The 21235-nt window shown below is 55.1% G+C and carries 16 protein-coding genes and 1 pseudogene; 10 read left to right on the top strand and 7 right to left on the bottom strand.

The window, feature by feature from the left end:
- Positions 1 to 51: 51 nt before the first annotated feature.
- Positions 52 to 864 (bottom strand): biotin--[acetyl-CoA-carboxylase] ligase, encoded by an 813-nt coding sequence (locus HD598_RS00825; RefSeq protein ID WP_183663073.1) that lies wholly within the window; start codon positions 862 to 864, stop codon positions 52 to 54.
- Positions 865 to 898: 34 nt separating this feature from the next.
- Positions 899 to 1735, bottom strand: a complete 837-nt coding sequence (locus HD598_RS00820; RefSeq protein WP_183663070.1) for an SDR family oxidoreductase — start codon at positions 1733 to 1735, stop codon at positions 899 to 901.
- Between the two features lie 206 nt (positions 1736 to 1941).
- Here HD598_RS00820 and HD598_RS00815 point away from each other — a divergent pair, with 206 nt between their 5' ends.
- Genes HD598_RS00815 through HD598_RS00800 form a run of 4 tightly spaced genes read left to right on the top strand, consistent with a single transcriptional unit; the run spans position 1942 to position 6993 of the window.
- Positions 1942 to 3573 (top strand): acyl-CoA carboxylase subunit beta, encoded by a 1632-nt coding sequence (locus HD598_RS00815; RefSeq protein WP_183663066.1) that lies wholly within the window; start codon positions 1942 to 1944, stop codon positions 3571 to 3573.
- Positions 3570 to 3827: an acyl-CoA carboxylase subunit epsilon gene (locus HD598_RS00810; RefSeq protein ID WP_183663063.1), complete on the top strand. Its 258-nt coding sequence runs from the start codon at positions 3570 to 3572 to the stop codon at positions 3825 to 3827. The genes HD598_RS00815 and HD598_RS00810 overlap by 4 nt, the downstream gene beginning before the upstream one ends.
- A gap of 60 nt (positions 3828 to 3887) precedes the next feature.
- Positions 3888 to 5564: a DUF885 domain-containing protein gene (locus tag HD598_RS00805; RefSeq protein WP_183663061.1), complete on the top strand. Its 1677-nt coding sequence runs from the start codon at positions 3888 to 3890 to the stop codon at positions 5562 to 5564.
- A 52-nt stretch (positions 5565 to 5616) separates the two neighbouring features.
- Entirely contained in the window at positions 5617 to 6993 is a 1377-nt protein-coding gene (locus HD598_RS00800) for a dicarboxylate/amino acid:cation symporter (RefSeq protein ID WP_183663058.1), read from the top strand.
- A gap of 60 nt (positions 6994 to 7053) precedes the next feature.
- Here HD598_RS00800 and HD598_RS00795 read toward each other — a convergent pair whose 3' ends face one another.
- Positions 7054 to 8742, bottom strand: a complete 1689-nt coding sequence (locus HD598_RS00795; RefSeq protein ID WP_183663055.1) for an ABC transporter ATP-binding protein — start codon at positions 8740 to 8742, stop codon at positions 7054 to 7056.
- A gap of 275 nt (positions 8743 to 9017) precedes the next feature.
- On the opposite strand from HD598_RS00795, the gene HD598_RS00790 reads away from it, so the two are divergent.
- The 5 genes and pseudogenes from HD598_RS00790 to HD598_RS00770 all read left to right on the top strand — a co-directional run bounded on the left by HD598_RS00790 (position 9018) and on the right by HD598_RS00770 (position 16802).
- On the top strand, positions 9018 to 10001 hold the full coding sequence (locus HD598_RS00790) for a glycosyltransferase family 2 protein (protein WP_183663052.1): 984 nt from the start codon (positions 9018 to 9020) through the stop codon (positions 9999 to 10001).
- Between the two features lie 45 nt (positions 10002 to 10046).
- Positions 10047 to 10670 (top strand): TetR family transcriptional regulator, encoded by a 624-nt coding sequence (locus HD598_RS00785; RefSeq protein WP_183663049.1) that lies wholly within the window; start codon positions 10047 to 10049, stop codon positions 10668 to 10670.
- A 1625-nt stretch (positions 10671 to 12295) separates the two neighbouring features.
- Positions 12296 to 14287 (top strand): annotated as a pseudogene (locus HD598_RS13885) (MMPL family transporter); the annotation flags it as partial.
- Entirely contained in the window at positions 14284 to 14910 is a 627-nt protein-coding gene (locus tag HD598_RS00775; RefSeq protein ID WP_183663042.1) for a Maf family protein, read from the top strand. The pseudogene HD598_RS13885 and the gene HD598_RS00775, both read left to right, overlap by 4 nt.
- A 110-nt stretch (positions 14911 to 15020) precedes the next feature.
- Positions 15021 to 16802, top strand: a complete 1782-nt coding sequence (locus HD598_RS00770; RefSeq protein ID WP_183663039.1) for an acetyl/propionyl/methylcrotonyl-CoA carboxylase subunit alpha — start codon at positions 15021 to 15023, stop codon at positions 16800 to 16802.
- Here HD598_RS00770 and HD598_RS00765 read toward each other — a convergent pair.
- Genes HD598_RS00765 through HD598_RS00755 form a run of 3 tightly spaced genes read right to left on the bottom strand, consistent with a single transcriptional unit; the run spans position 16799 to position 19223 of the window.
- On the bottom strand, positions 16799 to 17728 hold the full coding sequence (locus tag HD598_RS00765; RefSeq protein WP_183663036.1) for a glycosyltransferase family 2 protein: 930 nt from the start codon (positions 17726 to 17728) through the stop codon (positions 16799 to 16801). The genes HD598_RS00770 and HD598_RS00765 overlap by 4 nt on opposite strands.
- Entirely contained in the window at positions 17725 to 18261 is a 537-nt protein-coding gene (locus HD598_RS00760; RefSeq protein WP_183663033.1) for a DapH/DapD/GlmU-related protein, read from the bottom strand. Before HD598_RS00760 ends, HD598_RS00765 begins: the two co-directional genes overlap by 4 nt.
- On the bottom strand, positions 18258 to 19223 hold the full coding sequence (locus HD598_RS00755) for a glycosyltransferase family 2 protein (protein ID WP_183663030.1): 966 nt from the start codon (positions 19221 to 19223) through the stop codon (positions 18258 to 18260). The genes HD598_RS00760 and HD598_RS00755 overlap by 4 nt, the downstream gene beginning before the upstream one ends.
- A gap of 78 nt (positions 19224 to 19301) precedes the next feature.
- Between HD598_RS00755 and HD598_RS00750 the strand changes: the two genes are divergently transcribed.
- Positions 19302 to 20123 carry an alpha-1,2-fucosyltransferase gene (locus HD598_RS00750; protein ID WP_183663028.1) on the top strand — a complete coding sequence of 274 codons (822 nt, stop codon included), beginning with the start codon at positions 19302 to 19304 and terminating at the stop codon, positions 20121 to 20123.
- 6 nt (positions 20124 to 20129) lie between these two features.
- Here the strand turns inward: HD598_RS00750 and HD598_RS00745 are convergent, their stop codons facing one another.
- Positions 20130 to 21194: a glycosyltransferase family 1 protein gene (locus HD598_RS00745; protein ID WP_183663024.1), complete on the bottom strand. Its 1065-nt coding sequence runs from the start codon at positions 21192 to 21194 to the stop codon at positions 20130 to 20132.
- Between the last annotated feature and the right edge of the window lie 41 nt (positions 21195 to 21235).

The following is a 21235-nucleotide window of genomic DNA, read 5'->3' as shown; positions in this document are numbered from 1 at the left end:
ACCAGCTCTTATTTTGACAGCAGATCCTGAGAGAAACTCTAGAGCCGCCTCTTAGGCGTAGGCCCCGTCTGACCGGCGCAAGTGAATAATGTCGCCGGCGCTGATGGTGTGCCTTTGTCCGTCCGCGGATTCAATAATGAGCGCTCCCTGATTATCAAGGTCCACACATTGACCGTAGACGTGCCGACCGTTGGGTAGTTCTGCGCGAACGTCCATATTTAGAGAGCTCAGTTTGTTCTTCACGGCATCGCGCAACCAGGCGGCGGGTTGGTAGTTTCCCTGCTTGAACGTTTGGAAGGCTTCGCGAATGTTCTTCAGGAAGACTTCGCGGACTTGATCGATGCTCGCTTCGATGCCCTCTAACGCCAGGCTAGTGGCGGTGCGGACGGGGAGCTGATCTTGCGTCATCGAGATATTGGTTCCGATTCCCACTCCGACGCCGCTGCTCGTCTCTCGCTCAGTCCCTGCAGTTGCGCCGGGGTGAAGAGGGAGAAGAACAGAATGGAATTGAGCGAGGATGCCGGCGATCTTTTTACCGTTGACGAGGACATCATTGGGCCATTTCAAGCGCGCCGCGCGTTCGTCAGCCCCGAGTTCCTCCAGAGTGCGCGTAAGCGCCAGTGCGCAGAGGACCGAGAGCCACGTTGCCTCACTGGATGGGATTTCGCCGGGTTGGTCTACTCGGAAGAAAACGCTGAGCGCGAGGCTGGTACCGCGAGGCGCCACCCATTCGCGACCTAACCGGCCCGTGCCGGCGGTCTGATCCGCGGTGGCCACCCAGTCCAGCGTGTTCCACTGTTCTGGGTGGGCTCGGAATTGCTCGCCAATATAGGCGTTCGTTGAAGGGCACGAGTCCAGCATCATGCCTTGATCTTATCGAGATCCTGACCGTTCCGGTCTAGAGGAAGATATCGGGAAGGAGATCCGTGTTGCCGGGAGTGACAGCGTATTTGCTCAGGTCAGAGTGGCCTTTTTGCGCAAGGATGTCCTGGTCCACCAAGAATTGGCCAGTGAGTTCGCGTGGGTTGCTGGTCAGGATGGCGTGAGCCGCGTCCGCGACAATCGCCGCAGTCCGGCCTTGAGCTGCGAGCTTGTCACCGTGAGGCATAGCCCGGATGGCTGCTGTATCAATGAGCGTTGCTGGCCACAAGGAGTTGACGCCCACTCCGGCGCCTTTGAGTTCTTCGGCAAGGCCCAAGGTCACGAGGCTCATTGCGTACTTGGACATGGTGTAGCCCACGTGGAGTCCCGCCCAGCGCGGGTCCAAGTTGATAGGCGGGGACAACGTCAGGATGTGTGCGTGGTCCGATTCCAAGAGATGCGGAAGCGCAGACTTGGCCATCAGGAAGGAACCTCGAGCGTTGATATCCAACATGAGATCGAACTTCTTCATGGACAAGTCCGGCGTCTTGCTGAGGTCAATAGCGGAAGCGTTGTTGAGGACTATGTCAATGCCGCCGAAGGTTTCAACGGCCTGTGCAACAGCGGAAGCGACGTCGTCGTCATTTCGAACATCACCCACCACTGCGAGCGCCTTGCCGCCCGCCTCCTCGATCTGCGCTTGGGCCGTGAAGATGGTTCCCTCGAGCTTGTCGTGAGCCTGGGCAGTCTTCGCCAGCAACACGAGGTTTGCCCCGTCTGCTGCGGCGCGCAAAGCAATGGCGAGGCCAATGCCGCGGCTGCCGCCGCTCATGAGGATGGTTCGGTTCCGTAGGCTGATTGGCTCGGTAGTCATACAGACAGAATAGTGCGCCAGAACACATTTTGTTACTGGTGAGTAACAAAAATTTTGGATCAATGTTGCACTTTGTAGGTTTCATACGAACGTTGTCCGCAAAATGCTCACTAGACTAGCCAAGTTGCCGGATCCTGTTGTGCAATCTCTACAACGCCATGACGCGAACCGGCATTTGGTGAATCGATGATGGGAGAACCCTACTTATGACCGCTCCAGCTGCGAATGCCCGCGACGCCGGCGCCAGCAACGCCCCCAGCATCGACCTCACCACTACCGCCGGCAAAATCGCGGATTTCCGTCGCCGAGAGACTGAGTCACAACTCCCCTCAGGCCAAGCCGCGGTAGCCAAGCAGCATGATCGCGGCAAGCACACCGCCCGTGAGCGCATCGACTTGTTGCTGGATGAGAACTCCTTCGTTGAATTCGATGCCCTGGCCGTGCACCGCACCTCGGCTTTCGGCATGGACAAGAAGCGACCGCTGGGAGATGGCGTGGTCTCCGGGTACGGAACCATCGATGGCCGTCTTGTAGCGGTGTACTCACAGGACTTCACCGTGTACGGCGGTTCGCTCAGCCAGGTTAACGGCGAGAAGATCGTCAAGGTGCAGGAATTTGCGCTTCGCAACGCGTGCCCGGTCATTGGTATCAATGACGGCGGTGGCGCTCGCATTCAAGAAGGCGTGGCATCGCTAGCCATGTTCGCGGATATTTTCCGCAACAACGTTCATTCCTCGGGAGTCATCCCTCAGATTTCGCTCATCATGGGCCCCTGCGCCGGCGGCGCCGCCTACTCCCCCGCCCTCACGGATTACGTGGTGATGGTAGACAAGACCAGCCACATGTTCATCACCGGCCCGGACGTCATCAAGACCGTCACCGGCGAAGAAGTGGACATGGAAACCCTCGGCGGAGCCCGCCAGCACAACGCGGTCACCGGTACCTCCACCTACTTGGCAACCGACGAAGAAGACGCCATCGAGTTCGTCAAGGAGCTCCTGGACTTCCTGCCATCCAGCAACCTCTCCCCCACGCCCATGGAAGGCTTCGAGGAGAACCTGGAAATCACGGATATTGATGAAGCGCTGGACACGCTCATCCCTGACTCCGCGAATCAGCCCTATGACATGCGCGCCGTCATCGAGGCGATCGTGGACGACGGCCACTTCTTGGAGATGCAGTCCCTGTACGCGCCGAACGTGCTGATTGGATACGCTCGCGTTGAGGGCCGCCCCATTGGAATCGTGGCCAACCAGCCCATGCAGTTCGCCGGGACCCTCGACATTGCCGCCTCGGAGAAAGCAGCGCGCTTTGTCCGCAACTGCGACGCTTTCAACATCCCCATCCTGACCCTTGTTGATGTACCTGGCTTCTTGCCCGGCACGGACCAGGAGTTCCAAGGCATTATTCGTCGCGGCGCCAAGCTTCTCTACGCCTACGCTGAAGCGACTGTCCCGAAGATCACCATCATCACGCGCAAAGCCTACGGCGGTGCCTACATTGTGATGGGCTCCAAGAAGCTCGGCGCAGACCTGAACTTCGCGTGGCCCACCGCGCAAATTGGCGTCATGGGCGCTCAGGGAGCGGTCAACATTCTGTACCGCCGCGATTTGGCCGCCGTGGAAGCTAACGGTGGAGACGTCGAAGCGCGCCGCACGGAGATCATCGAAGGCTACGAAGCCGAGCTCTTGAACCCGTACCAGGCAGCTGAACTGGGTTACCTGGACGCCGTGATTGCGCCACAAGATACGCGCCTACAAGTAGTGCGCGGCCTTCGCGCACTACGCGATAAGCACGTCTCCAACCCTGCCAAGAAGCACGGAAACATTCCGCTATGAGTCTGGCGCCAAATACTCGCTCCTCCCGCTCGTGGGAAGGCGAAGCCGAAGAGGTTGAGAAACCGCTGTTCAAGGTGGTCTCGGGAGAACCGACCGCTGAAGAACTTGCGGCGCTGACCGCTTGCCTGATGGTCGCAACAGCCTCCACCGAGGAGCCGGAAGAGTCTCTCACGCGTAACGATTTGGTGCGCGAGGCCATCAAGCGAGGTCGGCATTTCATGCAGTTGCCGACCATCTGGCGAGGGAACCGCTAACACTGCTGCGGGCCTCCGGCCCGACTATTCAACATATATTTCAAGTTGTAGGGTTGTCTCATGACTCTTGAGACGCCCATCACACGAGCACCTAGTGCTATCGACGAAGCTTGCGAAAAGTTCTTCGCTGAATACCTGAAGCTGTCCCCCGAATTCGGCGCATCGCTAGGGCTACCAGGTTTTGAAGAAGCCTATGAGGACCGTTCTCCCGAGGGCCAGCGTCAAGTGCGGGATCTCATGCAACGCGCTCTCGACGAAATCATGGGAGCAACTCCGGTTGACTCGATTGATCAGGTCACGCAGCACGCCGTTCACGAACGCCTGAGCCTATGGATTGAAAACATCGATTCCGGCTGGACGCCACTGAACAACATTGCGTCTGCTCCGCAGAACATTCGCGCCGTCCTGGATCTCATGCCCACCGCCACAGCCGAGGACTGGGATCACATTGCCGGGCGCCTCGAAAATATCCCTGAGGCACTGAGCCAAGCTGCGGCGTCGTACAAGAAAAGCGCAAGCGACGGCAAAATTGCAGCCCGCCGCCAAGTGGACATTGTCCTAGGGCAGATCGCGGACTATACCAAGGCTGGCGGTTTCTTCGATGATCTAGTGGCGAGCGCACCCCAAATTTTCCGCACGGACGGCCTCCAAGCAAGTGCCGAAGCTGCAAAGTCGGGGTACGAGCAGTTTGCCGGGTTCTTGCGGACCGAGCTTCTACCGCTTGCGCCGGAGAAGGATGCCTTCGGCCGTGAACGCTACCTTCTTGCCAGCCGCGAGTTCTTGGGAACGTCCATCGACATCGACGAAACCTACGCCTGGGGCGTTGCCGAGCTGGACCGAATCATTGCCGAGCAAGAACGAGTTGCCAACGCCATCAAGCCTGGCGCCACCATCGAGGAAGCCAAAGCACTTCTCAATGCAGACTCCTCGCGCGTCCTGCACGGCACTGATGCTTTAAAGGCGTGGATGCAGGAGAAGTCCGATGCCGCCGTAGCGGCGTTGGGTGAGCAACACTTTGATATTCCAGAACCGGTTCGCAAACTCGAATGCATGATTGCGCCAACGCAAGAGGGCGGCATTTACTACACCGGACCCAGCGACGATTTCTCTCGCCCGGGTCAGATGTGGTGGTCCGTACCCGCCGGTGAAGACACGTTCCTCACGTGGTCAGAAACCAGCACGGTCTACCACGAGGGCGTCCCCGGTCACCACTTGCAGATTGGCACGGCCGTTTACCTCAAGGAAACCCTGAACTCCGTGCGTCGAAACTTCATTTGGGTTTCTGGCCACGGTGAAGGCTGGGCTTTATATGCCGAGCGGCTCATGCAAGAACTTGGCTACCTTGATGACCTGGGCGATTACCTAGGCATGCTCGATGCGCAGCGCATGAGGGCCGCGCGCGTGGTGTTCGATCTTGGCGTCCACTGCGAACTAGAAATCCCGGAACGGTGGGGTTCCGGCGTCTGGACTCCGGAAGCGGGCTATGAATTCTTGAAGAAGAATCTGGACACCTCCCCCGGCCAGCTGGATTTCGAGTTCAATCGCTACTTGGGATGGGCTGGTCAGGCGCCTGCCTACAAGATTGGTGAGCGTCTCTGGAACGATCTCCGGGATGAGGTCAAGCTAAGCGAAGGAGCTGCTTTCGATCTCAAGAAATTCCACCGTGAAGCACTCGCGCTAGGATCCGTGGGACTGGATACCTTGAAGTTCGCCTTGACCGAAGTCACAGTCGCGTAATATTTCGCAACATGGGGTTGGTCGGCGGGATAGTGCGACCCACACTTTTGGGATGACTAATCCTGCCGCCACCACCGCCCCACGGCGCCGTCTACCACAGTGGATGACGTCCTTCGGGCCCCAAATCATTGCCGCGCTTGCGCTTGGACTCCTTCTGGGACTCTGGGCTAAGCAGACCGGCCACACCGCTGAAACCCCGAACGCCCTTGGAGTGACCCTTCAGGTCATCGGTTCCAGCTATGTCAGCCTCTTGAAGGCCGCCGTGGTTCCGCTGGTGTTCTTCGCCGTCGTAGCGTCCATCGCGAACCTTGCACAAGTAACGAACGCTGCTCGCTTGGCGTGGAAGACGCTCTTGTGGTTCTGCATCACGGCCTTCATCGCCGTACTGATTGGCATCACCTTGGGGTTGGTGTTCCAGCCAGGCGTGGGAACCGGCCAGGCCGCTCCTTCCGATTACACCGGTAAGACTGGCTCTTGGTGGGGCTTCCTGCAGGGCCTCATCCCCGTGAACTTCTTGGGCCTCTCTGCTTCCAGCAAGGTAGCCGAAACGGGCGCCGTGACGACCTCTGTTTCCTTTGACGTCCTGCAGATCCTCGTGATCGCCATCGCCATCGGTGTAGCCGCCCTCAAGGTAGGCGCCGCTGCCGAGCCATTCATTTCCTTTAGCCGCTCAATCCTTGCCATCATCCAGAAGGTGCTGTGGTGGATCATCCGCATTGCACCGATTGGCACCGTTGGTTTGATCGGTAACGCCGTGGCAACCTACGGCTGGGACACCATGGGTTCCCTCGCCAAGTTCGTGGTGGCCATCTACGTTGGTCTGGCGCTGGTTCTCTTTGTGGTCTACCCCGTCATCGTGCGATCACACGGCTTGTCCGTCCGCCAGTACTTCTCCGGCGCGTGGCCGGCCATTCAGCTGGCTTTCGTGTCCCGCTCTTCCGTTGGCACCATGCCGCTCACGCAGCGCGTGACCGAACGCAACATGGGCGTTCCTAGCGGATACGCATCGTTTGCTGTCCCGCTGGGCGCAACCACCAAGATGGACGGCTGCGCTGCGATCTACCCCGCCATTGCAGCCATCTTCGTCGCCCAGTTCTTCGGCATCGAACTGAACTTCAGCCACTACCTGCTGATCGTCATCGTTTCCGTCCTAGGCTCCGCAGCTACCGCCGGCACCACTGGCGCAACCGTCATGTTGACGCTAACGCTATCCACCTTGGGTCTGCCACTAGCTGGCGTTGGCCTCTTGCTTGCCGTTGATCCTATTGTGGACATGGGCCGCACCGCCGTGAACGTCGCCGGCCAGGTTCTGGTTCCGACGATCGTTTCTAAGCGCGAAGGGATCTTGGACGAAACGCTGTACAACGCTGATCGTGATGGGGATCCGTTTAAGGACGAAGCAAAGGTTGCCGAGGAAGTAAGCGCCTAGAGGCATTTCCTAGGTTCAATAACGGGGCGAAACTATGACATAGTTTCGCCCCGAACTCTTTTAGTTGCTTTTTGTACTACCGATTCGGACAAGCTCTGCAAAGTCTGAATTGCTCTTTTGAAGATCCTCAAACTTGCCGCTGCCCGCAATCCGACCGTTTTTCATGAAGAAGATTTCATCGGCATTCTTCACCGTAGACAAGCGGTGCGCGACAATAATAATGGTTCGTTCGCCCGATAGGGACTTCATTGTTTCTGAGATTTGATACTCGGTGATGTTGTCGAGCGCAGAAGTTGCCTCGTCGAGAATTAGCACATCTGGATCGCGATAGAGTGCCCTCGCAATACCTACTCGCTGCCGCTGTCCGCCCGATAGCCTCACGCCACGTTCGCCGAGACGTGTTTCCAAACCTTCAGGAAGCTGAGAGACAGCTTCATCTAGTTGCGCCAACGAGACCACTTCACGAACTCTCGCCATATCAATCTGACCGGTTGGCGTTCCGTACGCTACATTTGCCGCGAGGGTGTCGTCCAATATGAAAATATCCTGAGAAACAATCGCGACAGTTCCATACCAAGGCCCAAGAGAATCATGGATATTTACCTTTCCATAGAGGACCTCACCCTTAGTTGGATGAAAGAGGCCAAGGAGGATGTCGAGGAGCGTACTTTTTCCAGCGCCACTTGAGCCCACGAATGCAACCGTAGATCCGGCCCTTATTGTTAGGCTAACCCCGGACACTACAAATTCTTCTGAATCCTCAAAGCGATACCACACATCATTTACTTGGATATCTTGATGTTTCTCCAAGGGAGTCTCGCTCGACAGGTCGACTTGTTTCGAAGAGTCAAGCTTGTCAAGCTCCGCAACCACAATTTGTAGCCCAGCATTGCTCATGCGAACGGATCCAACCGTTCCAGCAAATCGGTTCAATGTTGGAAGCAGCCTAGTAGCCGCGGCAACAAAGACGCCAAGTATGGAAAGAGCTTGGCCTTGGTCCTGCGTTGTGAAAAGCAAAACAGACAACGAACCAACTCCAACCACAAAGACAATTTCCAGAACATACCGTGGGAACTCCGAAAGTATCGACATCCGTCTCCCAGCTTGGGCTTGGCCACTTCGCGCGCCAAAGAATCGCTCAACAAACTCGGCTGAAGTCTTTGTAACTCTTGATTCGCGAAATCCATTGATACCTGGAAGTACGGCGTTCCACGCTGCAACCTGATGTTCCGCAATTTCTTCGCCGACACGTTGTTGCCTTTTTCGAAGCAGAGTTTGCATCCCCAGCATCACGGAGCCAAATATCAGGATGACCCCAAGCGTGGTCCATGGCGAAACGATACACAAAACAATGAGGATCAAAATAATTGTCAGGCCATCAGTTAATAGCGAAATGAGTCCTAGCAGTACTCCGTTAAATGCTTGCCCAATTGATTGCCCGATGTTCCGATGAATCTCGGACATGTTTCTTTCTCGGTGATCCGAGTAATCAGCATCGACATAGCGACGGAATAGCTCCGTTGAAGCTTCCGCTTCCAACCTAGATGTGTGGCCTGACAACCACCATTTAAAGGAGAGTTGCAGAACAGCTTTTGTAACGAAAGACCCGGCCACAAGACCAGAGACTATGATCAGTAAATCCTGCAAATCACGCGTACCCACTAGCTGGCTCAGTGTCACGATCGCGACGTTATCCGTTGATCCGGTCACCAGAAGCATGAGCGGCAACATCGCTGCGACGCCAAGCATGTCTAACCCAGCCACGAACAAAGAGCCCATCACTGCCGGTATTAGCCAACCGAGCCGCTGATTCCTCAAGAGATCAGTTACTCGTCGAAGATCTTTTAACAATTGGGGCCCCTTGCGCCATCACGTGCCATCTTCAATGCCCAAATTACTCTAACGCTGGTACTGAATTATGCTGTTATTGATCATAGGGGCGCCAAGGACGATAACCAGAATATGTGGCGCCGTGTAGATGCTTGACGGACAACTTAGAGCGTCAAACAAGCACTGAATCGAAAGTGACAATTTTGGATATCCCACACCACGAAAAGTCAGCACTTTCCAAGGTTTTGAGATTTTCCCGTGGTCAAGTGAGAAATTTTAGAGACTACGGTGGCTTCGCAAAGGCAACCACCCAACGGCATTTCTCCAAGGATCACCGCACTAGGATGGCCGCCATATCGGCGGGCGTCCGCCTCCCCGACCGATATCCCCGCTTAGGTACCGGATCGGTTGCTGCCGTAACGATGGTGCGAAATGAGGAAGACATCATTGAGCAGACCGTGAACCATCTGCTCGAACAAGGCGTGGACTATGTCCTCATTGCCGACAACAACTCGACGGACTCAACTCCTGAGATTCTCGCGAAATTGTCAAATAATCCCAGGATTGGCTTAGCGTTCGATAGCGTGCCCGCCTACTTCCAGTCGGAAAAGATGGAAAATTTGACGTCGTTCGCTCGTTCAATTGGAGCCACCTGGGTGATTCCGTTCGACGCGGACGAGTACTGGTATGCAGAAGGGCAGACGTTAGCCAGTTATCTTAGGAATAGCGACGGGAAACGTTTTCCTGCGTTGGTTCACAACGCCTTCCCCACACTCGATTCAGCACACGAGCTCTGGGTTGATGAAAGTCACGAAGTGCTTCCTAAGACAGCCTTCAAAAGTTTTCCATTTTCATATCCAACAATGGGCAACCACTTTGCAGGACGACCAGGGCAATTCCAAGGAGGACTACATATCATCCATCATCCGTGGCGTTCAAAGGCACAGATTCGGGAGAAATCTCGCAACGGTAGCTTGGCGCTAAAACTGGCGGGCTTTGAAACCCAATATGGCAGTCAATGGACTGGAATTGACGACAAATCAGATCTGATGGTTGATCAGATCTGGGAGTCAATACTGAGACAGGAACCAGATCCAGTACTTGGGCTTCGCGCCACCGGACCTTTCCATCTGGTCGATCCACGCAATATGTCCTCATGGAACTTGACAACCCCCTAATTTCAAAAGTTGCACATCATGCAAGCTTGCACGTAGTGTAAGAATGTGCTCCTTTCTAGACGTGCCCTCAATAAGGCCGAAACCCGGGCTTCAATCGCTCGATCGGCAATTTCAATCCTAAAAAATAGTGGGATCGAAGGTCTCACCGCAGACAAGATCGCAGAGAGTGCTGGCATCAGTCGCCGCACGTTCTTCAACTATTTCCCAACGGTGGATTCTGCGCTCAATGTTCCCGTCGAACAATTTATTGAAGCTGTTTTGTCCGCCGTAGAAGAACTCGATGATTCGGTTCCGCTCTCGGAAGCTGCCGTACTGGCAGTAAGTCAGATGCGCGATCTTGAGCTCTACCGCTCGGTTGCCGAGATGTTCTTGCTTGCACAAAGCCATCCCCCGCTTGCACGCTTGCAAACCGAAACGTGGGACTCCTGTTCACTGAGTCTTGCGGAATTCCTCAAAGAGCGATACTCACGTCCGCTCGATCTGGACTCTTTCGCGTTCGTTTTCGCAATTACTGGCGCTGGCAAGGCCGCTTTTGTCTATTGGGCGCAAGAGTCCGGTGGCGACCTTAGCGATGCTTCGTTGAAACTACTTCATTCGTATCTTGTTGACGCCCTTTCAACGTTAAGAGACGGATTCCCCACCATTCGCTCATTCTCTCGAGGGGCATAGTCATGGCTTCTTTTCTGTACCATCTAGGCAAGTTCTCTTACCGTCACCGTTGGCTAGTTGTTTCTATGTGGCTAGTGGCACTCTTGGCGATCGGCGGAAGCGCCGCAGCGTTCATGGGTAAGCTCAGCAATGAGTTCAGCATCCCTGGCACCGAGACTCAGCGCACACTTGACAAGCTCAAACAAGAAATGCCGGAATTCGCTGGCGGTAACGGCCGAATCGTATTCGAAACGGCGAATGGACAGAGCTTCACAAGCACTCAGGAAAAGGCCGTCGAAGACGCCGTCAGGCAACTCGACGAGCTCACCTTTGTTCGTACCGCGATGGATCCGTTTAGCACTCAAGAGCAACTCGATTCAGCTGCGCAGAAGGTAGCAGACGGGCAAAAAGAGCTCGATGCGGCTCGAAAGAAGCTAGAAGACGGTCGCGCTCAGCTGGCCGACGGTAAGCAACAACTTGCAGACGGTCAGAAGAAGATCGACGACGGACAAGCGCAGCTCGAGGACGCTACACAGCAGTGGAAGAGCGGAACCCAACAACTAGCTGACGCACGAGCGCAGCTTGCTGAAGGGCAGAAAGAGCTTGACGCCGCTCGAGCTCAGCTCAAGTCCGGTCAAGAAGCATTTGCCGCTGGTGAAAAGAAGATCGCCGATGGACAGGCACGGTACGACGCGGGCCTTGCCAAGGTGCGAGATGGCGAGAAGCAACTCGCGGCGGCACAGAAGACTCTAAGCGCAAAGGAAGCCGACTGGCTCGCAGGCCAGCAAAAGTACGAAGCGGGCGTCGAAAGTCTCACGTCGGGGCTCGGAGTCTCTTCCCTTAGCCAGGTTCCAAGCGCCATCGATGATGCAGAATCTCAGCTAAGTAGCGCTAAGAAGCAGGTGGCCGATGGGCAAGCACAGATTGATGCAGCTAAGAAAGATCTAGCCGCCAAGTCCTCTGAAGTCTCGAAGCAGGATTCCACTCTCAAGGCCTCGTTGGACAAGGTTAATTCCGGTTTGGCTCAGCTTCAACAACAAGAAGAAGCTGTAAAGGCAGACACATCATTGTCAGCGGCCGAGAAGGAAGCAGCTCTCGCGGAGATTGCCGCACAGCGCACCACGCTCAATGGTCAGAAAGCACAAATCGAGGCCGGCCTGGATCAAATTGCGGATGCTAAAGAGGAGATCGCAGCAGCTAACGACCAAATTGCCGCCAAGCAGGCGGAGATCGATTCTACTCAAGAGAAGATTTCGGCTAGCGCATCAAAGTTAGCAGCAGCAACTTCGGGATATCAGCAGCTACAAGGCGCGAAATCGACCTTGGACTCCGGCCGGAAGCAGCTCGATCAGGCCAAGTCCACCCTTGCTGCTAAGCAGAAAGAACTCCAGGACGGTAAAGCCGAACTCGCAACGGCGAAATCGACACTTGATGCTGGTAAGGCCGAGTTGGAGGCTAATCGAGTCAAGCTGGCAGAGGGTGCTGCAAAGATCGCATCTGGAGCAGCCACGTTAGCTGAAGGCGAGAAGTTGCTCGCCGCCAATCAGGCAAAGGCGGATGCTGGAGCCGAAAAGATTGCCGATTCTCAGCAACAATTGGCCGATGGCCAGACGACGTTGGATGAAAAGGCGGCTGAAATCCCTAAGGCGGAAGAGGAGATTGCCGACGGAGCCGAGAAGATCGAGACCGGTGAAGCCGATCTTGCGCTGGGACAACGTCAAGCCGAATCCACAGCCGGTATGCGTTTCGTGTCCTCCGATGGAACACTTGCCGCATCTCAGCTCACGTTTACCTCGTCTGCTGACGCGCTGACCTCTGCGGATCGTTCCCAAATTCAGGAAATTGCCAACGTTGTTGAGGCCGATGGCGTCAACCTTTACTACTCCAAAGAAATTGTGAGCGACTTGAACTCGATCTTCGGAACCGCCGAAGTTCTAGGTCTCTTGATTGCTGCAGTAGTCCTCTTCGTCATGCTGGGAACGCTCGTTGCCGCAGGGCTTCCACTGTTGATGGCGGTCCTCGGCGTCGCCGCTGGTGTCGGCGGAACGCTAGCATTCTCGTCACTCATTTCGATGGCTTCGATCACCCCTGCGCTCGCCTTGATGCTGGGTCTTGCAGTCGGAATCGACTATTCACTCTTCATTGTTCACCGCCATCGCCGGCAACTTTTGTCCGGGATGGACATGGAAGAGTCAATTGGACGAGCCACCGGAACGTCAGGCAACGCGGTAGTGTTCGCGGGCCTTACCGTGGTTATCGCATTGGCTGCTCTTGCAGTCCCTGGGTTGCCGTTCTTGGCGATCCTTGGAATTTCAGCAGCCGCGACAGTAGCTATCGCAGTGCTGATCGCACTGACGTTGACACCCGCGATGCTGGGAATAATCGGCAATCGGTTGATCAGTAAACGAGCGTGGGCCAAAGCCGCACGGGCAGAAGAGACTCCGGCCCATGCCGAACAGCAGGCCACCGGTAACCGTGGTTGGGGCGCTCTAGTGACGCGCTTCCCGTGGGTGGCCCTTGGCCTTGGAGCCATCCTCCTAGCACTGCTTGCCATTCCGGCTGCGAGTATGCGTACCGCCCTGCCGGACGGCTCCGCAGAGCCGGCCGGATCCAGCGCTTTCCTCGCTTACGAAAAGCTCGGCGATTCCTTCGGAGATGGCTACAACGGCCCCATGCTAGTGGTGGCAGACTTGCCGTCCGGGCTTGATGACCGTGCGGCAGAAATCCAGACCCTGGATGTAGCTGACCAGATTCGGTCTATCCCAGGCGTAGTCGCGGCAGTTCCTGCCGGCACTAACGACGCAAAGACTATTGGAATCATTCAAGTGATCCCTGAAGCGGGACCATCGTCGGCCGAAACGGAAGAATTGGTTCACACCATTCGCGATCAGGCTTCCCAGATTGAAGAAGCAACCGGATCACATATTGCGCTTGCAGGTCAGGTAGCGGCCCAGATTGATGTGTCCGAGCGCTTGAACGAAGTTTTGCCCCTGTACTTGGGAATTGTGGTGGGCCTTTCACTAGTACTCTTGCTCTTGGTATTCCGTTCCGTCGTCATTCCCGTACTTGCAACGGCGGGCTTCTTGCTCTCGCTTGCAGCGGCGTTTGGTGCAACGGTTGCGGTTTACCAGTGGGGTTGGCTTGGAAACATCTTTGACGTCAATGTTCCCGGCCCGATCATGAGCTTCATGCCGATCCTTTTGACCGGCATCTTGTTTGGACTGGCAATGGACTATCAAGTGTTCTTGGTCTCCGGAATGCGCGAATCTTATGCCCACGGTCAGGATGCACGTCTGGCTGTTCGTACAGGTTTTGTGCACTCAGCTCCGGTAGTGACGGCTGCAGCGCTAATCATGACCAGCGTGTTTGCAGGCTTCATCTTCAGCCACCTCACGATGATCCGAGCCATCGGTTTCTCGTTAGCCATCGGTGTTCTCTTGGACGCCTTTGTGGTTCGCATGACGCTGACACCAGCCATCATGCATCTCTTGGGTGAACGAGCTTGGTACATCCCACGCTGGCTAGACAGGATCCTGCCTGACGTGGACGTAGAAGGTGCAAAACTGGAACAAGAACGTGAAGCGAAAGCGGCACCAATGCAGCCCGTGACTCAAGAACAGGACACCATCCACGTATGACCTCGACAGCTCCCGCAGTAATCCTTGCCTCAACCAGCCCCGCTAGAGCGCGATTGCTCAAGAACGCTCTGATTCCGTTCCAGGTTCAGCCTTCGTCTGTAGACGAAGAGTCCGAACTGGCACGACACATTGAGGTTCACGGAAAACCTTCATCAGCTGATGAAGCGCTCTTCCTAGCAACTCTGAAAGCGGAAGCTGTGGCATCGGAAACTGCGGGAGCTCTGGTCATTGGATGCGATTCGGTGTTTGAAGTCGAGGGCGTGAGCTACGGAAAGCCCTACACCATCGATGAAACCGTTCGTCGTTGGTCCCTCATGAGCGGCAAGACAGGAATCTTGCATACAGGGCAAGTTGTCATCGATACGCGAACCAACAGCCACCGCAGTTCGCGAATTGTCTCCACCGAAGTTCGGTTTGCCAACGTCACTCCGGAGGAGGCACTAGCATACGCACAAACCGGAGAACCCCTGCAGTGCGCGGGAGCCTTCACGCTCGATGGTCGTGGGTCAACATTCGTGGCAGGCATTCGAGGCGACGCTAACGCAGTGATAGGAATTTCCACAGCTGCGCTTCGCGACCAATTCCTTGAGCTCGGTTATTCAGTTCCGCTGCTGACCTTGTAGAGGTCATACAAAAGACTCACGAAATTTCGACTCGAACGCCGCTAATTACCGTTGGAATCACACAAAAGGGGTAGGCTCCCAATGTACAAATAGAAGGAGTCTCCCCCTAGATGTCTTCATTGACTAAAGTTCTGATCGCAAATCGTGGCGAAATTGCTGTTCGTGTTATTCGGGCAGCCAAGGACGAAGGCATCGCCTCAGTCGCCGTCTACGCCGACTCTGACAGAGACGCTCCGCATGTACGTCTTGCCGACGAAGCCTACGCGCTCAACGGCACCTCGGCCGCCGAAACGTACTTGGTGGGGGAAAAGATCATCGAGATTGCCAAGCGCTCGGGCGCGGATGCAATCCACCCGGGATATGGCTTCCTCTCCGAGAACGCTGAGTTTGCGCAAAAGGTTCTGGACGCGGGCCTAACGTGGATTGGACCGTCTCCGGATGCGATCTCCACGCTCGGCGACAAAGTCGCAGCCCGTCATATCGCAGACAAGGTGGGGGCACCTCTTGCGCCTGGCTCCCCCGGTCCTGTGGAGACCGTTGAAGAAGTACTGAAGTTTGTTGACGAGTTCGGCCTGCCACTAGCCATCAAGGCTGCCTACGGAGGCGGCGGACGCGGCATCAAAGTCGCTCGAACCCGTGCCGAAGTACCCGAACTCTTCGAATCCGCTGTCCGCGAAGCCAAAGCAGCCTTCGGACGCGGCGATTGCTTCGTCGAACGATTCCTCGACTCACCGCGCCACGTCGAAACCCAATGTTTGGCAGATACGCAAGGCAACGTCGTCGTAATTTCCACCCGCGACTGCTCACTCCAGCGCCGCAATCAAAAGCTCGTTGAGGAAGCGCCCGCGCCATTCCTCACCCCTGAGCAACGCGATCGCCTCTACGAGGCTTCCAAGGCCATTTTGCGTGAAGCACAATACACCGGCGCTGGAACCTGCGAATTCCTAATTGGCCAAGACGGCATGATCACGTTCCTGGAAGTCAACACCCGCTTGCAAGTCGAGCACCCCGTCAGCGAAGAAGTAACGGGCATCGATCTGGTACGCGAGCAGTTCCGAATCGCCCGCGGCGAAGAGCTGGGATACAACGACCCCGAAGTTCGCGGACACTCTTTCGAGTTCCGCCTCAACGGTGAAGACCCAGGACGCTCCTTCATGCCCACCCCGGGAACCATCACGAAGCTCGCCTTCCCCACGGGACCGGGCATTCGTGTGGATTCAGGTATTGAGCAGGGTGATACCGTCTCCGGAAACTTCGATTCCATGATCGCCAAGATCATCGTCACCGGACGTACCCGCAACGAAGCAGCACAGCGTGCCCGCCGTGCGTTGAACGAGTTGGTAGTGGAAGGGATGCCCACAGTAGCGCCGTTCCACCGCGCCGTGATGGCAGACCCAGCATTCGTGCCGACCGATCCTGATCAGCCGTTCACCGTGCACACGCGGTGGATCGAAACTGAGTTCAAAAACGACATTGCCCCGTTCTCCGTGATCGAAGCCAGCGAGGCTGAGGATGCCGAATCCACGCGTTACACCGTTGAAGTCGGCGGAAAGCGCATTGAAGTGCTCTTGCCAGCTTCATTGACTGCTGGAAGCGCCTCTGGTCCACGCAACGGCGCCTCCAAGCCTAAGAAGCGCAACTTCGGCGGCCGACGCGGTGGCTCAACCTCTGGCGCATCGGGCGACGATCTCAAGTCACCCATGCAGGGAACCATCGTCAAGGTAGCCGTCAAGGACGGTGACACCGTCAAGGAAGGCGATCTGATCCTGGTGCTTGAAGCCATGAAGATGGAGCAGCCGCTGACCGCCCACAAGGACGGAGTCATTTCAGGGCTCGAGGCGACTGTTGGGTCGACGGTGAGTGCCGGAACTACGTTGGCGGTTATTCGCTAGTTTCGAGGGCGAATTTTGTTCTTCAGCGGTTCAAGGATTCGATACTTTGCCATTCCTTGAACCGCACCAATGTTCCCTCCAAGAATGCGTACAGCTCGGAGCCGCTCGGCTGAAGCTGCCGGGCTTGGATTGATTGCTCGAGGCAGGGACTTGAATATTTCTGTTATCGAGTACTTGATGCTTGGGCCGCTCATCGATGTGTCCTTGTATTGAGTCCATAGGAACACACGCGCGTACTGCTGAATTCGCTGTTGACGGAAAATTCCCCGTTTGTCTTGACGCAATCGATACTGCACTAGGGCCTTGGGAGCGGAAACGACTTTAATGCCGCTTCGCTGTACGCGCCATGAGAAGTCCGTTTCTTCTGACCCGCCAGGAAAATCCGGGTTCATTCCCCCTACGCTGAGATACGTCTTTCGATGGATTGCAAAATTGTTCCCAGCTACAGTGGGTAGATAATTTGCGAACGGCTGGGGATTCCACTCAACGTCAGGCAGTTCGTCAGTTGTGCGCGGTTCTCCCGGAATATCGTATGCTGCTCGAAGTACCGAAGTGTTGAAGCGGTCATGCCGCAGTGCCCCTGTCACAAGAGCGCCCTCTGTGGACTCCACGGCATTACTTAGTTCATGAACCCAGTTCTCATCGACAATATCGTCAGCGTCGCAGAACAGGAGAATATCCGCATTCGTAGTGGCCGCTCCAACGTTACGAGCATGGGAAGCTCCTGGCCGTTGCGAAGAGTCCATGAACCGAAGATTGAACGGCCATTCCCTGTAATCAGCGCAATTTCGAGTGCCGTCCGTACTTCCGTTATCGCTGACTACGACGTCAAATTCGGGCGCGTTCTTCTGCCCAGCAAGAGCCTCGAGCTGTTCCGGGAGCACCTCGGCAACGTTTCTGGCCGGGATAATTACACTAACTTTCATGAGGAAACCTCTTCTTCACCACGATCAGCGCCTTCCGGGAGTTCCCTCACAAGTTTTGCTGGCGATCCCACGTATAGTCCGTTCGGCGCACAGTCCTTAGTGACCACGGACCCTGCCCCAATGACACAACCTTTCCCGATCGTGACTCCGGGCAGAACAATTACGCCGGCGCCGATCCAAGTGCCGTCCCCAATACGAACAGGCTTTACGACCCCAGAGCCCGCGCGACGCGTTGGGTCTCCGATCTCGTGAGAAACGGTGACAATCATGGTCCGCTGTCCGATATATACGTTCTTGCCAAGGACGACTTCACCATAGTCAATAAAGACTCCACGATTCAGGTAGAAACCATCACCGAACCTCACCTCATCGGGAGATACGATTTCGACGTTTGCCCCGATGAAACCGTTCTTGAATTTCCTGAATCCAACCGCACCGAGAAATTTTGTTCTCTTGGCGTTGGGAATAAGCGAGGATGTCGCGAGACTCCAGCCAACTCTTTTGGTGATACCAGCACCAATGATCTTTTTCAAGACTCCGGCCTCTCTGGACTCGCACGTACTAGCCCCGTGCCTACTTGCGACGGTGGCATCTTGCCAAAAATCTGAAAAGTAAGCTTACCGACGCCCAAGCCGGACAAAGCGGCCACCCGACTGGCCAATCCATCCCAGTCCTTGGTCTTCCTTCCTGCCACCATGAGCATCGCTGAGCCGGCTACCCGAATAAGTTCATTGCCAAATTTGGGAAAGTTGGATTCCGTCCATGCTTCATATCTCGTGGCAATGAGTGCATGAGCTTTTGCTTGTCGAAAAGCCAATCTTCGGATAAATCGTGGATCCCATTTGCCTCGATACCCGATCCGTACTGATGGAGCGTTGGGATACTCAAATCCTGCTCGTCGGAAACGGAAACCCAAGTCATTGTCTTCGCCCGCACCCATGAAGGATTGGTCAAATCCATGCACACGTTCCAGAGCGGCTTTAGTCGCTCCAAAATTTCCACCCATCAGTACCGGAAAAGCGGTTGCTTTCCCAGCGATTGGGGGTTCGAAAGCGGGACTGTCGCCAAACGCACTGCGTATATCCTCTAGTGTTCCTGCGAACTGCTTGTCAGTGAGAAGAATTGCTGCACCGTTCCAGACTGGTGCGAAGTCAAAACATTGATAGCCCTGCGAAATCCACCATTTCGAGACGACATCATCGGCATCACAAAACATGATTTTCTCCGCCTGACTAGCGAGAATTCCGACATTTCGGGCATAGGAGACCCCTTGAAACTCAAGAGCATCAATATGGCGAACGGGTAAATACGTAGAGTCCTTAAAGCTGCGGATGACGTCTCTGGTGCCGTCTGTAGAGCCATTGTCAACCAAGACGATTTCGAATGCCGGCGCTGCCTCTTGATCTTCGAGCGCCCGCAGTTGAAGTTCAAGTGTTTTTTGAGCATTGAAGCATGGAATTACGACACTAATTTTCGGCTCAATCGGGGCACCCATATTTAGGATGATACGTCGAATGAGAAGTGGTCGCGTATATCCTTATGAAAGACTACGCGCCCCCTAAAGGAGAAATCGTTGAGCATCATTCGCACCGTATCGAATTCGTTGCTTTCGTTTCTTCGCCGGGGAGAGAACGGCGTCATTTGGTCTGCCGAAGGGAAACGTGGTGGAAACTATCTCTATGTTTGGATGCGTGCAGACAAGAATCTAAGCAACGGTAAAAGAACACCATTTCTTTATCGCGAGAATATGGAAGATTGGCTCATAGAATTTCCAGCTTTGCGAGATCTTACAATCGCGCGCGATAAGGTCGCCTTCTGGATGCCGCGATTTAGTGAATGGCCCATCTCCTACGGGGAGGATTTCTCTGACGCCGATCTAGCAGCATTTCTTGAGAAACGTCTTCTAGCCTCCTCTGTATTCTCGAGACGAGTCGCCGAAGCAAGAAAAATTGTCGACTCCGGCGAGCTCATCATCAATGTTCGCCGAGGAGACTACTACTCTCCGGAATTTGAGGGTATCTACGGAATGGATATTCGCTCATACATCCGTGATGCGCTCCCCAAGTTCGAGAACTACACGAGTATCCGAGTGATTTCCGACGATTTGAACTGGTGCAAAGATAACCTTGACGTCATTCCAGAGAACATCCCCAAGCACTTTGGCGGCGTAGTCCCTGGTCCGTTCGGCGACTTAGCAACACTAGCGGTAGCTCGGAATCTGATACTTCCAAACTCTACTTTCTCTTATTGGGGAGGCTTCCTCAGCGATCACTTGAGCCAGAGAATGAATAGAGTGGTTGTACCCCAAATTCATGAACGCTATGACGACGGTGACAAAATCTGGCCATTACCTGACCGATGGGTGCGCGTAGCAACGGAGCGAAGCTCGCGATAGGTCAAACTAACGAATGTCTAAATTCTCGGAAATGCGCTCTAGTTCTAAGACCTCGTTCGCCAATCTGTCCGAATGAAGTCCGAAGTGTCTGTCGACTGCAGAAAGCCTGTGCCGCCAATCTAGATTTTCAATCGCAAACTTCCTAATTTCGATAGAAGTTTCCACCTGCCAATCCTGCACCCATTCACGGACAGAACGGAGCCCATTTCCACGATCCCGAGGGTCTAGCGGGATTCGGCCGATGGGTGGAACCAGAGACCGTGCAGTTTCTGTATTGGGGAGAACTCCTGCAACAGCCGCCCCGTGTGCCAGAGAGTCCATCCAGCGACCCGTTACGTATTCTTTTGTGGGATGCGTATACGTTGTCGTGTCGTAGATATTCGAAAAAGCCAACACAGATTTTGATTCGGATAACGCAGAGTGAAGATTTTGGTTCGATTCATCCTCGTTCGAGCCAAAACTGGGGCGGCCGGCAAACAAAACTCCCAGTTTAGAAGCATCGGCCTGTGTAAGCTCATCATCCTCGTATGCAATGGGCTGCCGCCCGATACGAAGAAGGTCGATGTTCTTGCTACACAGCGGATAGTCAGAAGTGATTGCTTTCGTATCTGCCCCCCACGGAAGAACCCCAACTCTGCTCCCGAAAAACTTCTGCCAGTCAGCGACGTCGTTAGAATCAGTAACCCAAATCCAATCGATTCGGCGAGTACCGCGGAGTACTTTTGGAATTCGCTCATTCCAAAAGCTGTCAATTACCCACACGGCAACATGGTCATATTTCCCCAACCAAAGTGGATTTTCCAGCAACGCATAGAGCTGGCCGGGTACCCCGACGATAAGAAGGGCGTTCTTGCCACGTTCTCGCGAAATACTCCTAGGCATACCTGATCTCACCCAAAAATGCCGAGGAAGGGATTGCCTACCCGGCACGACGGTCAGATCCGAAGAAAAAATGTCTGCGGCCAATTTCGCCAACTGGGTGATCGGTCCCCAACCCCTCATTCCATAACCCACTGAAATTACATCCAAGGTACTTTGCAAACCGACCTCCGAGTGAACAAGACGAGCCACAGTGGCCGAATCCAAATTCGGTGACCCCTCATGGCATCGCA

Origin of the sequence: Neomicrococcus aestuarii (assembly GCF_014201135.1) — a bacterium.
Taxonomy (GTDB): domain Bacteria; phylum Actinomycetota; class Actinomycetes; order Actinomycetales; family Micrococcaceae; genus Neomicrococcus; species Neomicrococcus aestuarii.
The sequence above is the reverse complement of the archived record's forward strand: the minus strand, read 5'-3'. Positions and strand labels throughout refer to the sequence as shown.